This is a genomic window from Rhizobium sp. O111 (assembly GCF_055616315.1).
Window position 1 is genome coordinate 2,557,153 of record NZ_JBSHXL010000001.1, and the last position, 14,439, is coordinate 2,571,591.

12 protein-coding genes are annotated in these 14,439 nt (G+C 61.8%); 2 read left to right on the plus strand and 10 right to left on the minus strand.

Annotated elements, in window-relative coordinates:
• Positions 1 to 8: 8 nt before the first annotated feature.
• From ACVTFQ_RS13030 to ung, 10 genes are all read right to left on the minus strand, one after another.
• Positions 9 to 596 (minus strand): LbetaH domain-containing protein, encoded by a 588-nt coding sequence (locus tag ACVTFQ_RS13030; protein ID WP_112436917.1) that lies wholly within the window; start codon positions 594 to 596, stop codon positions 9 to 11.
• Complete coding sequence (locus ACVTFQ_RS13035; RefSeq protein WP_111564115.1) at positions 593 to 1,921, minus strand: hypothetical protein; 1,329 nt, start codon at positions 1,919 to 1,921, stop codon at positions 593 to 595. Before ACVTFQ_RS13035 ends, ACVTFQ_RS13030 begins: the two co-directional genes overlap by 4 nt.
• Positions 1,918 to 3,159, minus strand: coding sequence for a lipopolysaccharide biosynthesis protein (locus ACVTFQ_RS13040; RefSeq protein WP_146618530.1), 1,242 nt, complete (start codon positions 3,157 to 3,159; stop codon positions 1,918 to 1,920). Before ACVTFQ_RS13040 ends, ACVTFQ_RS13035 begins: the two co-directional genes overlap by 4 nt.
• A 72-nt stretch (positions 3,160 to 3,231) precedes the next feature.
• The gene (locus ACVTFQ_RS13045; protein ID WP_470423900.1) at positions 3,232 to 4,428 is read right to left on the minus strand and encodes an IS256 family transposase; all 1,197 of its coding nucleotides are present in this window, start codon (positions 4,426 to 4,428) and stop codon (positions 3,232 to 3,234) included.
• Between the two features lie 134 nt (positions 4,429 to 4,562).
• Positions 4,563 to 5,537 (minus strand): NAD-dependent epimerase/dehydratase family protein, encoded by a 975-nt coding sequence (locus ACVTFQ_RS13050; protein WP_111564113.1) that lies wholly within the window; start codon positions 5,535 to 5,537, stop codon positions 4,563 to 4,565.
• Between the two features lie 15 nt (positions 5,538 to 5,552).
• Positions 5,553 to 6,758 carry a glycosyltransferase family 4 protein gene (locus ACVTFQ_RS13055; protein ID WP_112436918.1) on the minus strand — a complete coding sequence of 402 codons (1,206 nt, stop codon included), beginning with the start codon at positions 6,756 to 6,758 and terminating at the stop codon, positions 5,553 to 5,555.
• A 219-nt stretch (positions 6,759 to 6,977) separates the two neighbouring features.
• Complete coding sequence (locus tag ACVTFQ_RS13060) at positions 6,978 to 8,822, minus strand: Wzz/FepE/Etk N-terminal domain-containing protein (RefSeq protein WP_112436919.1); 1,845 nt, start codon at positions 8,820 to 8,822, stop codon at positions 6,978 to 6,980.
• A 154-nt stretch (positions 8,823 to 8,976) separates the two neighbouring features.
• The gene (locus ACVTFQ_RS13065; protein ID WP_111564111.1) at positions 8,977 to 9,585 is read right to left on the minus strand and encodes an alpha/beta hydrolase; all 609 of its coding nucleotides are present in this window, start codon (positions 9,583 to 9,585) and stop codon (positions 8,977 to 8,979) included.
• Positions 9,586 to 9,600: 15 nt separating this feature from the next.
• Positions 9,601 to 10,533, minus strand: coding sequence for a VOC family protein (locus ACVTFQ_RS13070; protein WP_111564110.1), 933 nt, complete (start codon positions 10,531 to 10,533; stop codon positions 9,601 to 9,603).
• Positions 10,534 to 10,672: 139 nt separating this feature from the next.
• Complete coding sequence (gene ung / locus ACVTFQ_RS13075) at positions 10,673 to 11,374, minus strand: uracil-DNA glycosylase (protein ID WP_111564109.1); 702 nt, start codon at positions 11,372 to 11,374, stop codon at positions 10,673 to 10,675.
• A 160-nt stretch (positions 11,375 to 11,534) separates the two neighbouring features.
• Between ung and ACVTFQ_RS13080 the strand changes: the two genes are divergently transcribed.
• Entirely contained in the window at positions 11,535 to 12,959 is a 1,425-nt protein-coding gene (locus ACVTFQ_RS13080; RefSeq protein ID WP_111564108.1) for a phosphomannomutase, read from the plus strand.
• Positions 12,960 to 12,994: 35 nt separating this feature from the next.
• Positions 12,995 to 14,422, plus strand: a complete 1,428-nt coding sequence (locus ACVTFQ_RS13085) for a mannose-1-phosphate guanylyltransferase/mannose-6-phosphate isomerase (RefSeq protein ID WP_111564181.1) — start codon at positions 12,995 to 12,997, stop codon at positions 14,420 to 14,422.
• The last annotated feature ends 17 nt before the right edge of the window (positions 14,423 to 14,439 follow it).

Here is a 14,439-nt window from a genome sequence, read left to right on the forward strand (position 1 = left end):
GCGCGAAGCTATGGGCTGGTAACCCGAGCACGGATAGGCAGCGCCGGATTGCCCGCATAAACGGTCCATGCGGCAAGATCGCTGAAGGCAACGCCCCGCGCGCCGAGCACCGTCCCCTCCCCGATCGAAACGCCGGGGCCGACAAAGGCCTCGGCGGCGACCCAAGCATCCACACCAATGGTAATCGGCCGAGCCGTAAGCTGGAAGGCCCCATCATCGATATCATGCGACCCGGTGCACAAATGCGCCCCCTGCGATATCACCGCCCCGCGACCGATACGAACAGGCGCGATGCTATAGATGATCGCCCCGCGACCGATCAGCGTGTTCTCCTCCATGACGAGATGCGGCGGAAACCAGATGCAGGCCGATCCATGCACCCGTGCATTGCGGCTCAACCGCGCACCAAATAGCCGCAACAGAAACGCCCGCCACCGATGCAGCGGCGCCGGCGTCCACGCCGCCAACAGCGCCCAAGCAATCCCCCACGCCAGACGCAATGCGCGATGCCTGACGCTAAAACTCGGCCCGCCCTGACGCGAGCCGGATCGGGCGGCGTCGAGTATGCCGAAATTTTGCTCCACGCTGTCGCTCATCGTCTCAACCGCTCCTGATAGAGCAGCGTCGTATAAGCTTGGTCCCGGACCGACCGGGACAGCGCCAAAACAATCGCGATCTGGCAAACAAACAGCGGCAGCACCGCACCGACAGGGCCGCGCAGCAGGATCGGCATCGACGCGGCGATGAGAATACGCGACACGCTGACACCGCCGAACACGCCCCATTTCGCCATCAGCACCGACCGCAGCAGCACGGCGGTGACAACCCCGCCCAGCGCGACGCCGGCGAAGCCGAAATCCATGTAGAGATCGCAGCCGGCGAAGAAGGACAGGTTCGGCGTCCCGTACATGCCCGCCGCAAACAGCTCGTTGCCGACATCGAGCCCGCCCACGACAGGCTTCCCGGGCCAGGCCGTGCGCGGCACGAAGAACAACAGGATGGCGGTGAGCTTCTCGCCCCACATCTGATCATGCGCCGACATGAAGCGCACCGCATGAACCGCCATGTCGAAGACATCGACCGAGGGAATATCGAAGAAATTGCCGAAGACGGATATTTCGGAGAGATCGCCCACGCCGTCCAGTCCAAGCCGCGTGGTTATGTTCAGCACCGGAAACAGGATCGTCAACGCCAACAGCCCGACGACATAAAACCACGCAGCCGCAACCCGGCCGCCGCATAGCGCCAGCATGACCGGCCCCCAGACGGCCAGCAGCATGAAGCGCGGCGCGTTGAACGGATTTCGCGAGACTGCCAGCAAAGCGATGACGAGAAGAAGCGGAGCAAGAGAGATCAGCCGCGATCGGGCGGCATGAAACCGCACCGCGACAAGGCACGCGGTCACCGATTGCAACCCGAGAAAGAAAAGGCTGCCGATGAAGGCCTGCGCCGGGTTCTGCTCCAGCCGCGACGACAACAGCCGCGCCATTCCGCCTTCGGATGCGACGAAGGATGCGAAGCCGAGCCCGTTCAAAATGAGGAGAACCGGCATCGGCAATGTCGAACCATCCCCTTCGGCGGACGGCTCGTCTCGTTCCATCTGGACAAACAGAAACGGCAGGCAAAACAGGACGATGATCAGCATCGCTGCAATAAACTCGTGCGGCTCATAGGCATAGGCCGTGATCGCCGTTGCGCCGCCGATCCGGTCCCCATGAATGCGCTGCAGAGGCGAGATCACGAAATAGACGAAGAGGCAGAACCAGAAGACATCGCCGACCTGGAACTGGCGTGACTGAATGCGATGCAGCCCCACCAGCACCATGAGGAACATCGGCAGCGTCAAGAGAACGACGAAGAGGCTATCGGCGAAGGGCAGATTGGCGAGATAGAGCGCCGTAACGGTCCAGAGCCTGATCATGCACTGACCCGCAGGATCCTGCGCCCGTCCACTCGCCGGAACACCGAGGCCCAGATCACCAGCGCCCCGACCACATGCGTCACCACTTCCGCCACTGCCAGCCCAACAAACCCGAGGAACGCCCCGAGACCGGCGCTCGCCGCAAAGCCGACAAGCATCGCAAGCACGGCAGCAACGGCCACGACGCGAAAGCGGCCAAGCCCTTGGGCAGCCTGCGCTAGCGTCTGCGACAACGCGCCGGTCAGCACGCCGATAGAAAAGAGCGCAACCACCAGACCCGATTGCGCGAAGGCGTCACTCATCAGCAAGAAACAGGCGCCGCCAGCCAGCATCAGCCCAAGCGTCAACGCGATCGCAAGCAGCGTCGCCAACCGCTGCGCCTCAAAGCCCGCTCTCAGTGTGGCGCCAGCCGATTGAAGAGCGCGGACCATGCCAGGAAAATGCGCGCGCCGCACGAACTCCAGAACCTGCGACGCGGCAGCCGCGATCTGCCTGCCATAGACGAACAATCCCACACCCGCCTGCCCCATCACCGCCGCGCAAACCACGATCTGAAACCGAAACGACAGCTGCCCGGGCAGGATCGCAAGGAGCACGCTCAAGCCCTCGCGGGCAATCGCGCCGCAATCAGCGACGCTGACCGAAACCACCCGCATCGGGCAACCCAACCGCCAAAGCACGACCAGTTGCGCGACGACCGCGATGCCATAGCCCACCGATAGCGCCACCCCGAGGATCACGCCCGCATCCGCCGACTGCGCGCCCGTCACAACGAGCGCGATGGCGGACGCGATATAGGCGAGCATCCCGGTCAACCCGCTGATGCCGCTGAGCCCCAGCCCATCGAAGACGCCGGCCGCGTTGAATGCCGAGATCAACAGCGCAGGAACGGCCGCGGGAATATAGGCCCGCGAAAATCCGTCTCCGCCAATCCAGGCGTAGATAAAGGCCGCCACCGACAGCACGAGCGCAACGCCGAGCCGAACAGCCGACGCCTGCCAGTAGCAGCGCCGTGCCACATCCAGGACCTCACCGTCCCCCGCCAGCGAAATCCGCCTCGCGACGACCACGGGCGCGCCGAAGTCGACGATCATCAATGCCAGGATCGCAAAGGAGAAGTGCGTCGCGAACGCAGCCAGGAGATCGAGCGCACCGCGATGGATCAGCCATGTCTGCGCCAGGAAAATCGATCCCTGCCCGATCGCGAAGCTCAGGATCAACCACGCCGCGTTGGTCAAGCCGCGCGGCCGTCCGCCCATCGCCGAGGGTCGTGTACGGCAAGTCCTGCAAATAGCGGCTTGGCCTGCTGGTCAGGCTGCTTGACGCAGGTCGGCTTTTTTCATCTCCTTCAAGTCGTTCATGTTGAGATAGCGGTTTGCCTCGAGCCAGTTTTCGTGGGTCTCTACTGCGAGCGAACGGATGAGGCGTAGGCAACTGTCCTCGTTGGGAAAGATGCGCAGCACGATCGTCCTGCGTTTGATCTCCTCGTTGAAACGCTCGAGCATGTTTGTGGACTTCATGTGTTTGTGGTGCTGGCGAGGCAGCCTGTAGAAGGTGAATGTCTCCTCGATGGTCTCCTCCGCCCAGCTTGCGAGTTTGGGGTATCGCGGTGACCATTTTCTCAGCCAAGCAGCGAGATCGCTCTTGGCCTCTGACAATTCCCGGCGATCATAGATCCAACGCAGTTCCTGGAGGCAATCGTCGTCTGCTTTGCGCGGCAGGTGATCGAGTGCGTTGCGAAGGAAATGAACATAGCAGCGCTGGAACCATGCGTCGGGCAGCACCTCGCGAACGGCGGCGCGCAAGCCGGCATGGTCATCGGCAACGATGTATTCGACACCGTGCAGTCCGCGCTGTTTGAGGCCGAGCAGGAAGTCCTTCCACGACGAGTGGCTCTCTCGGTTGGCAAGCTCGACTGCAAGGATCTGACGACGCCCTTCCCAATCGATTCCGAGCGCGACAAGCACGGCGCACGAGCGAACGACACCTGCCTGGCGGACTTTCTCGTACTTCGCATCGATGATGAGATAGGCGAACGGCTCGTCCAGCCGCCGTTCGGCAAAAGCCGTCAAACTCTCGTCCAGTCGCTTGTTGATCGCGGATATCGTCGAAGCTGAGAAGCTGTGGCCGCATAGCTCTTCAGTGATCGCCTTCACCTTCCGGGTCGAAACGCCCTGAACGTACATCTCCGCCAGCGACGCTACTAGCGCCTGTTCGGAGCGTTGATAGCGCTCAAACAGCTCAGTTGAAAACCGCCCATCGCGGTCCTGCGGCACTCGCAGCTCCAGCTTGCCGACTCGCGTGATCAGCGTTCGATTGTAATGCCCGGAACGATAGCCGATCCGAGCCTCGGCCCGTTCACTCTTTGCGGCACCGAGTGCCTCGGTCATCTCGCCTTCCAGCATCTCTTGCAGCAGATCCTGCATAATCATGCGCAATGCGTCGTGGTTTGCACCCATCAAATCTTTGACGGCGGCTATCGATGGTTTATTCTCACTCCTGGTCATGGTGGGGCTCCTAGGGAGTTGGTGACGTTAGACATCACCAGCCTGCCATGGCCGCTCAAATCCTCAATAGATTTTTGCAGAACCTCCCGCACACTACCTCGCCGAGAGCCTATCCCACTGGGGAAACCCGCGTCTCACGCCGCACTCCGCAGCAGCTGGCTCTCGATCCACGCATAGGTCTTTTCCAGGCCATACATCAGGCGTTGCGTCGGCCGCCACTGCAGTGTTTCGGCAATCAGCTGATTGTCCGATCTGCGGCCGCGAACACCCATCGGCCCAGCGACATGCCGCTTGTGCAGCCGCTTGCCGGCGATCTCGCACACCATATCGACCAAGCGGTTGATGCTCACCATCTCATCCGAGCCGATATTGACCGGCCCGGAAAAATCCGAGCGCATCAGCCGGATCGTGCCCTCGATGCATTCGTCGATGTAGAGGAACGAGCGCGTCTGCAGGCCATCGCCCCAGATCTCGATCTCACCGCCATGGTCGGCCTGAGCCACCTTCCGGCAAATCGCCGCCGGCGCCTTCTCCTTGCCGCCGTCCCAGGTTCCCGATGGGCCGAAGATGTTGTGGTAGCGGGCGATGCGGCAGGTCATGCCGTAGTTGCGGGCATAGGACTGATAGAGCCGTTCCGAAATCAGCTTCTCCCAGCCATACTCGCTGTCGGGTGCTGCGGGATAGGCGGACGTTTCCTCGCAGTTCGGGTTGTCGGGATCGGCCTGGTTGACGGCGGGATAAACGCAGGCCGACGAGGAGAAAAACACGCGGCCAACGCCGCGCCGACGGCATAGATCGGCGACGTTGAGATTGATCGTTGCCGAATTGTGGATGATGTCGGCATCGTGCTGTCCGGTGAAAATGTAACCGGCACCGCCCATATCGGCCGCCAGCTGGTAAACCTCGTGGAAATCGCGATCGATCACCCGTTCGCAGACGTCGATCTGCCGGAGATCTCCAACGATGAACTCGTCGGCCGTGCTTTCTTCATAGTCCGGCAGCTTCAAATCGACGCCGCGAACCCAGAAGCCGTCGCGCTTCAGGCGGGCAACGAGGTGGCTGCCGATAAAACCTCCGGCGCCGCAGACAAGTGCAGTCTTCTCCAGCATGCAACACCCCCAGCGCTAGATTGCCTGTTTCTCCATCTGATAAAGGCCGGCGAAAATCGCCTCGAAGCGATCTGTGATCGGCTCGATCGCGAAGTTGGCGCGGGCATAGGCAAAGCCGTTCGCACCAAGCCTGCGCCGCAGCGCGACATCGCCAGCAAGCTTTCGAAGATTGTCGATGAACGCCGTCGCATCATCAGGATCCGATGCAAGCCCGGCATCGGCGCGCTCGATGAGCCTCCGGGCCAGGTTGTTGCGTGGCACCGAAGCCAACACCGGTCGCCCGCATCCGAAATAGGTCAGCACCTTGGATGGCACGCAAAAGGCCCCGGCTCCCTCTTCGATCATCGCGATCAGAATATCGGCTGACCCGAGCACATCGGGCAGATCGGCAAACGGCACCCACGGCTTTACGCGCAGATTGCTGACACCTTCCGCCACCGCCTTGCGCGCTAGGCTCTCGGCAATCGCTCCCTCGGAATGAACATCGATCGTGACAGGCAGCGCTTTCGCCGCCTGCAGCAGCAGATCGGGATTGTGCTTGTAGCCGAGCGTGCCGGCATAGATCGCCCGGATCGGGCCATTGCCGCTTTCGCTCTCGGACTGTTTCGGCTCGACTGATTGCATTTCATCCAGCGGCGCCCAGTTCTCGATAACGGAGATTCGACCCGGCGTGATACCGTTCTGCTGGAGATAAGGAACGAAGTCGTCGGTGATCGCGACGACATGATCGCTTGCCCTCAACAGACCGAACTCCAGCCGCTGATACCGGCGCGCCACCGCATTCCCAATCAGCGGAAACGCTGGCAGAAAGCGAGCGATGGCCTCGCTGTAGATATCCTGCAGCCAGAAAACGAACCGCGCTCCGCAGGCGCGCGCAGCCTTGTGGATGGCGGCTTGCGTATCGAGCGGCGCATTGGCGGAGAGCACGATGTGAGGCTGAAACCGTCTGATCTCGCGGGCCACCAGCCGTCCGAACTCGATCTCCTGCGCACGCCGTTTCAGGAAGCTCGATTTATGGAACGGCTCGGACAGCGAAAGGCCGGCGATACGAAACCCGGACGGATCATCCGGCCGCGCGACGAGATCACCCTTCGGCGTCTGGAAGCTCTCGGAATAGACGTGCAGAACCTCGTGCCCGCGCCGCGCCAGCGAACGGGCGAGCTGCACCTGAAACGGATGACCGGAATAATCGTGGACAAGAATGCGTCTTGCACGGACCATGCGTCGCTCTTCAACGAATGAGTGAAATCGCTATTTCAAATGCCTGCAATCAAGCGCCACCGAGAAAAGCCGGAGCGCAGCCATGACGCGAATAAGGTTGCATTTATGAATGAGTTAAACCTTTAGTAAGGCAACCAGCATGTCAAGCGCACGCCATCGATAACCGCCTGGATTGCCCCTAAAGAGGTAGACCACCGGGTCAACGGGCGCTGCTAACACCTATCCCGCATAGGCCGTGCGCCACAGCGGCTTGGCCTTGAAGCTGAACCAGTGGCGCTGGTCCTGCCCGTTCAGCACCGCGATCACGGGCGTGCCGCCGCCGACATTCCCCTTCAGCGCCGCCGCCTTTCGCGCGACGTTCTGCGGCGTCCGAGCCCAGCGAACCACGAAAAGCGCGACATCGCAGAGCCTCGCCAGATAAAGCGCATCCACCGCCGCCTCGACCGGCGGCGTGTCGATGACGACGTAATCGAAATGCAGCCGCGCCCGAGCGAGAAGCGCCCGCACCCGCGCGCTCATCAGCAGCTCGTCGGTCGCAAACTCCGCCGGGCGCGCGCCGAGAATGACGGAGAGGTTCGTGGCGTGATCGACCGCCACCATGCTGGCGAGCCCCGGATCGGCCTCGCCGCGCAGAAGATTGACGAAAGCGGGTGTCGGCTCGCGATCGACGTGGCGGTGAATGCTGGGCTTCCTGAGATCGCAGTCGATGAGCAGCGTGCGCTTTCCCGCAAGCGCATAGGTCCGCGCCAGCGCTGTGGCGAGCGTCGATTTCCCCTCGCCCGGAAGGCTGGAGGACACCATGATCACGATGCCCTCCTCGCGGGCATCCTCCGTTACAGGATGCCGGCTGAGAAGCGCCTGCTCGACCGAGACCCGGATACGCCGGATCGATTCCGAAAAAACCGAGAGCGGCGCCGTCATGATCCGATCGGAGAGCCCGCGCCCATGCGGCCGCTCCAGTTCGCCACCCTCTTCATGCGGCACGACCGAGGCCAGCTGGATGTTCAGCACCGCCTCGACCTGATCCTCCCCGGTAAATCCGCCAAGGAAGAACTCCCGCAGAAAACCCGCCCCGATACCGAGCCCAAGCGCGACGAGGCTCATGACGGCAAGGATAGCAGCAACCCTCGGATAGGACGGCTCGATTGGCGGCAAGGCCTCCGAAATCACCCGGCTATCGGCCAGTTGCAGGCTGGCCTGCGCCTCGAAATCCTGCAGTCGGGTGAGCAGGTTCTGATATTGCGCCCGGGCGATCTCGGCCGATTGCTGCAGGCTGTAGAACTGCGTCAACGTCTCGGAGGGTGTCGGCAGCTGCGGCGTGGTTGTCGGTAGCGTGGCCGCTCGATTGAGCTGCGCATCTGCGACGCGCAGGCCCATATTGCCGTTGCTGAAGGCATCGCGCATGCCGACATTGGCGGCTAGGAAGGCATCCAGCCGCCCTTCGTGGCTTGCAAGGCTGTCCTTGGCGGCGCTCACCCGTGCTTGCAGGCTGTTGCGGGCCGCGATCGTGCCCGCCACCTTCGCGTCGATCTGATGCCTGATGTAAACCGACGCCACGCGATTGGCGAGAAGCGCGGCCTTCCCGGCATCCTCGGATGTGACGCCAACGGTGATGAGATAAGTCAGCCCCTCGCGACGGACCCGGACCGCCTTCTTGAACGCGTCCAGCGTCTCGCGCTCGGCGGCATCCGTGGTGTGGGAGGATGCGCCGCTGAAGCGAGCCAAGATGCCCGTAAGGTAGCCGGATCGCGGCGCGAATTCCGGGTCATCGGCCAACTTTCCCTCGCGCACGACATCGAGAAGCACGGCATCGGACTGCGCGATCCGCACCTCTCCCTCCACCCGCGCGTTATCGGAGGCGCTGGCAATGGCAGCACTCTCCGGCGCCAACAGGTTCTTGGCGCTGGTATCGACGACGACAAGCGCCTGCGCCGTATATCGCGGCGTCAACACCGTCAGGACGATAGCGGTCAAAAAGAGAATGGCTGCGGCGGTGGCCAAGACCACACATATCTGGCGACGGAGAAGGCCCAAGATCATTCTGAGGTCGGCAATATCGCTCATACGAATGCATTTCCTCGGAAAATGAGATCCTATACGCGCTCCAGTATCAATGATGAAAAATTACCACAGAAGATTGAAGGCATGACCATAGATCAAAGTGGTAGTGCGCTGGAAGACATCGGGCAGACCCCGAAAGGCCTGCCCGATGATGTTCTTATCTGTATGGCTCAAAGAGCGCCTTGATCGCATCGACCTCGTTCGGCCGGATCTCGTGTCCGCCCGGATGCCATACGGTCGTCACGGCAGCGTTCTGGCGCTCGTAGTAATCGGCCAGCGCTTTGGTAACCGGCACGGGGCTGATCGGATCGCGTTCGCCGGCGGTGATCAGCACCTTGCGACCCGCCAGACCTGCGTTGGCCTTCGGCTGGAAGGGAATGAGCGGATGCATCAGCGCCGACGCATCGAACAACCCCTTCTCGATCAGCACGTTGGCGAGAATGTTGGCGCCGTTCGAAAAGCCGAGCCCGAGGATCGCCGAAGCCTGGTTCTCCCGCGCGAGCTCGCTGACGTAACCAGCCATCTTGTCGGTTGCCCGCGCCAGATCGGCCATATCGTAAACGCCCTCGCCGGTGCGCTTGAAGAAGCGCGCGGCGCCGTATTCCGAGACGTCGCCACGCGGCGAGACGATGGTTGCCTCGGGCAGAAGCTGCCGCGCAAAGTCGAAGAACTGGTTCTCGTCTCCGCCCGTCCCGTGCAGGGTGAAGAGAATAGGCTTGCCCGCGGCACCGGCATGCAGCCGGTGCACATATCCATGATCGGTCATATCGATATCCTTAGCTTATGCTTCCAGCGGTTCGAGGTGCTGTTCCAGCAGCGAGCGCAGATGCTCGTGCTGCGTCGGCAGCTTCAGCGCTTCGCCGAGATGTGCCGTATCCTCGTCCCGGTCGAAGCCCGGTTCGTTGGTGGCGATTTCAAACAGCACGCCGCCTGGCGTGCGGAAATAGATCGCCCAGAAGTAATCGCGGTCGATAACCGGCGTCACCTGGTATCCGGTGTCCATCAGGGCCTTGCGGACCTCCAGCTGCTTCGCGCGGTTTTCGACGGCGAAAGCGACGTGATGCACCGAACCCGCGCCCGGAAGCGCCCGCGAGATGTTCGGCATCGTCTCGAGATCGATCAGATGCGCGCCATTGCCGCCGGGAATGGTCAGGCGCTTGACGCCGTCGCGTTCGTCCTGGACCTGATAACCCATGAACTTCAACAGTTCCGACGTCGCGCCGTCGTCGCGCAGCCGCATGGCGACCGAATGGAAACCGCGGATCGCGTGATCCTGATCAACGCCGCCATGCGTCCAGGGCAGACGGGCATCGTCCTTGACCTCGACCAGCGCGAAGCCGTCACCATCGGGACCGGCAAAGTTCAGCCGCTTTTCGCCGAATGTCTCCTCGGCCTTCAGACCGGTCACATTCAGCTTGGCGAGACGATCGCTCCAGAAGCCGATCGAACCCTGCGGAATGGAATAGACCGTCGTTCCCACTTCGCCGGTGCCCGGACGGCCCTGCGCCATCTTCGGGAACGGGAAGTAGGTCATGATCGTGCCCGGCGCGCCGTTTTCGTCGCCGTAATAGAGGTGGTAGACGTCGGGAGCGTCGAAGTTGACGGTCTTCTTGACGCGGCGCAGACCGAGCGCATGAGTGAAGAATTGGTTGTTCGTCTGGGCGTTCGCAGCCATCGACGTAACGTGGTGAAGACCCTTGATCTGGTCGAGCATTTGAGACCCCTTTCTGGCCCGCCTGGCGGGCTGTTCGATGGGTCATAGATGATCCTTATCCGGCCGTTGGAATAGTCCCAGCGACCAGAACGCATTGTCTACTTTTAGTGAACGACGAGCTGATGTCGTTCATCGCAAGCTATTCATCGGCAGGATTGTCGGGAAGCTGCCAGTCGATCGGCGAACGTCCATGCTCCTTGAGAAAGGCATTCGCCTTGGAGAAGTGATGGCAGCCGAAAAAGCCGTTATGCGCCGAAAGCGGCGACGGATGCGGCGATTTGAGAACGAGATGCCTGGATGTATCGACGAACGCCGCCTTGCGCTGCGCATAGGCACCCCAGAGTATGAAGACCACCGCATCGCATTCGTCGTTGACCTTGCGAATGACGGCATCGGTGAAGGTCTCCCACCCCTTGCCTTGATGCGACGCGGCCTGCGCCTCCTCGACCGTCAGCACGCTGTTCAAGAGCAGAACGCCCTGCCGCGCCCAATGCTCAAGAAAGCCGTGGCGCGCCGGCGTAATGCCGAGATCGGCCTGCAACTCCTTGTAGATATTGACCAGCGACGGCGGAATTCTGATACCGGGCTGTACGCTGAAACACAGGCCATGCGCCTGACCCGCGCCGTGATAGGGGTCCTGTCCCAGGATCACGACCTTCACATCGTCAAGCGGCGTCAGATCAAGAGCCCTGAAATATTCCGGCCCTCTCGGAAAAATCCGTTTCCCCATCTGCTTTCGCTCGATAAGGAAGTTTTTCAGCCTTTGCATGTAGGGCTGTTCGAACTCGGTGGACAAGGCGCTCTTCCAGCTGTCTTCGAGTGCGATGGTCTGTTCATTCATGCAATTGCCTCCACCGGCTCGCCAAAACGAACTACAAACTTGCGTTGAAAAAGGATTTGGCGGATATTTTACTGGTCGCCTGCCATCAAAGTTTACGAACGTTGAGTAGTCTGCTTTCAAAACAAGGTCGAATTCAAGCGTTGCCGAGGGCTTATTCAGAATGAAATTTGGGACAAGCGGGCTTCGAGGCCTTTCCGAGGATCTGAAGGGCCGGGCATCGGCGCTCTATGCGACGGCGTTTGGCCGCTATCTCCTCGAAAGTGGGCGGGCGAAGGCCGGAGACCCGATCCTTATTGGCCGCGACTTCCGCGATTCCAGCCCCGAGATATCAGCCGACTGCATCAAGGCGCTTGGCAAGCTCGGCTTCGCGATGATCGATTGCGGCACGATCCCGACGCCGGCGCTGGCGCTTTACAGCCTGCATCTCGGCGCCGCCTCGCTGATGATCACCGGCTCCCACATCCCCGCCGACCGCAACGGCATCAAGTTCTATCGGCCGAACGGCGAGATCGACAAGGCCGACGAAGCCGCCATCACGGCGGCGGCAAGCGATCTCGACCGCACGGGTTTCGAATGGCCGCTGAGTGACCGGCAGGCCGAGGATCAGTCGAGCGCATGTCTCGACCTGTTCATAAAGCGCAACGCCAGCCTGTTGCCCGCCCATGCACTTGCCGGCCTGAAAGTCGGCGTCTACCAGCACAGCACCGTCGCCCGCGATCTGATGGTCGACTTGCTCCAGCACTTCGGCGCCGAGGTCAAGGCGTTCGCGCGCTCCGAACACTTCATTCCCGTCGATACCGAAGCCGTCTCGGAAGAGACCATTGCGCTGTTGAAGCAGGCGGCAACCGACCATGGCCTCGACGCCATCGTGTCTGCCGATGGCGATGGCGACCGGCCGCTGGTCACTGATGAAACCGGTACTCCGTTGCGCGGTGACCTCCTTGGCCTGATCGCCGCCAACTTCCTTGGCGCGGACGCCGTGGTAACACCGGTCACCTCCAACTCCGGCATCGAAGCATCGGGGTCATTCAGCGTCATCCGCACCCGCGTCGGATCGCCCTTCGTGATATCGGGCATGCAGGACGCACTGGTATCGGGCAAGACCGGCGTCGTCGGCTTCGAGGCCAATGGCGGCACGCTGGTGGCGAGCGATTTCGAGCTCGATGGAACGACGCTGCTGGCCTTGCCGACCCGCGATTGCTTCCTGCCTGTTCTGGCGACACTGGCGCAGGCGGCCGCAAACAAGCGCCCGCTGTCTTCAATCGCATCCGGCTACGCGCTCCCCTTCGCTGCCGCCGACCGGCTGGAGAACTTCCCGGTCGAGACCAGTGCCAAGCTGATGGCCTACCTGCGCGCAAGCCCGGCCAATCTCTCCGACTTCCTGCAGCCAATCGGCCAAGTCGGCAGCACCAGCGATATCGACGGCCTGCGCGTGACGCTTGCCGACAGGCGCATCATCCATTTCCGCCCATCGGGCAATGCGCCGGAGATGCGCTGCTATGTGGAAGCGGAAACGGAGAGCGCTGCCACCGACCTTCTTGCAGCAGGCCTCAAGCGCATCCGCGCCTGGGCAAGCGCAAACTGATCAACGATTAAAGACCATTTCGAGGACCAATGCAGATGACGCAGAAGATCGTTCCGGTAATCATGGCAGGCGGCAAGGGCACGCGTCTCTGGCCGCTGTCACGCGCCGCCGCCCCCAAGCAGTTCATCCGCTTCATCGGCGACACCACCCTGTTCCAGGAGACATTGCTGCGCGTCTCCGACAAGGCGCTCTATGAGCCGGCGATCGTCATCACCAACGAGGAATTCCGTTTTCTCGTCGCCGAGCAGGCCCGCGAACTCGATCTGACGCTGTCGAGCATCCTTCTGGAGCCGATGGCCCGCAACACGGCAGCTGCCGTTGCCGCAGCTGGCGCGCTGGTGCGTGAACGCTTCGGCGAGAGCGCGATCATGCATGTGCTGGCTTCGGATCACGAGATCGATGCCGATGACGTCTATTTCGACGCCGTGCGCGCAGCGATCGCCGCCGCATCCACCGGCAAGCTCGTCACCTTCGGCATCAAGCCGACGGAACCGGCAACCGGCTATGGCTATATCGAAGGCGGCGAGGCGCTGCCGAGCGGCGCGATGGCCGTCAAGCGCTTCATCGAAAAGCCACCGCTTGCGAAGGCCGAGGAGATGCTGGCATCCGGCGGCTTCTACTGGAACTCCGGCATGTTCATGTTCCCGGTCGCCAAGCTGCTCAGCGAAATGACCACGTTTGCCCCCGATGTCCTCAAGGCCGCCGGCGAAGCGGTCGCCCAAGGCGTCAAGGATCTCGACTTCATCCGCCTCGACAAGGCAGCCTTTGCCGATAGCCCCGATATCTCGATCGACTACGCCGTCATGGAGAAGACCAGGAACGCAGCCGTCGTTCCCTCGCCCTTCCAATGGTCGGATCTCGGCAGCTGGGACGCGATATGGAAGAGCGGCAATCCTGACGAAAAGGGCAATGTCGCCGCCGAAAACACCACGGTCGTCAACACCCGCAACTCGCTGGTCATGACGCACGGCGTGCATCTCGCGGTCAACGGCATGGACGACGTCGCCGTCATCGCCAGCGAGGATGCCGTCTATGTCGGTCACCTCAAGGACAGCCAGGACGTCGGCGCCATCGTCAAGATGCTGGCCTCCAAGCCGGCGACATCGAAGCTCACCGAGACGCATCCGACCTCTTACCGTCCCTGGGGCGGCTACACCTCGATCTTCAACGGCGACCGCTTCCAGGTGAAGCGCATCTTCGTCACCCCAGGCAAGAAGCTGTCGCTGCAGAAGCATCACCATCGCTCCGAGCACTGGATCGTCGTCAAGGGCACGGCGGAAGTGACGATCGGCGAGAACGTGCAGATGCTGCGCGAAAACGAATCGGTCTACATCCCCCTTGGCGAAGTCCATCGCCTCGCCAATCCGGGCAAGATCCTGCTCGAACTGATCGAAGTCCAGACCGGCTCCTATCTCGGCGAGGATGACATCATCCGTATCGTCGACGAGTTCGGCCGCAACTGACCTCTTGGTTGTCTTGA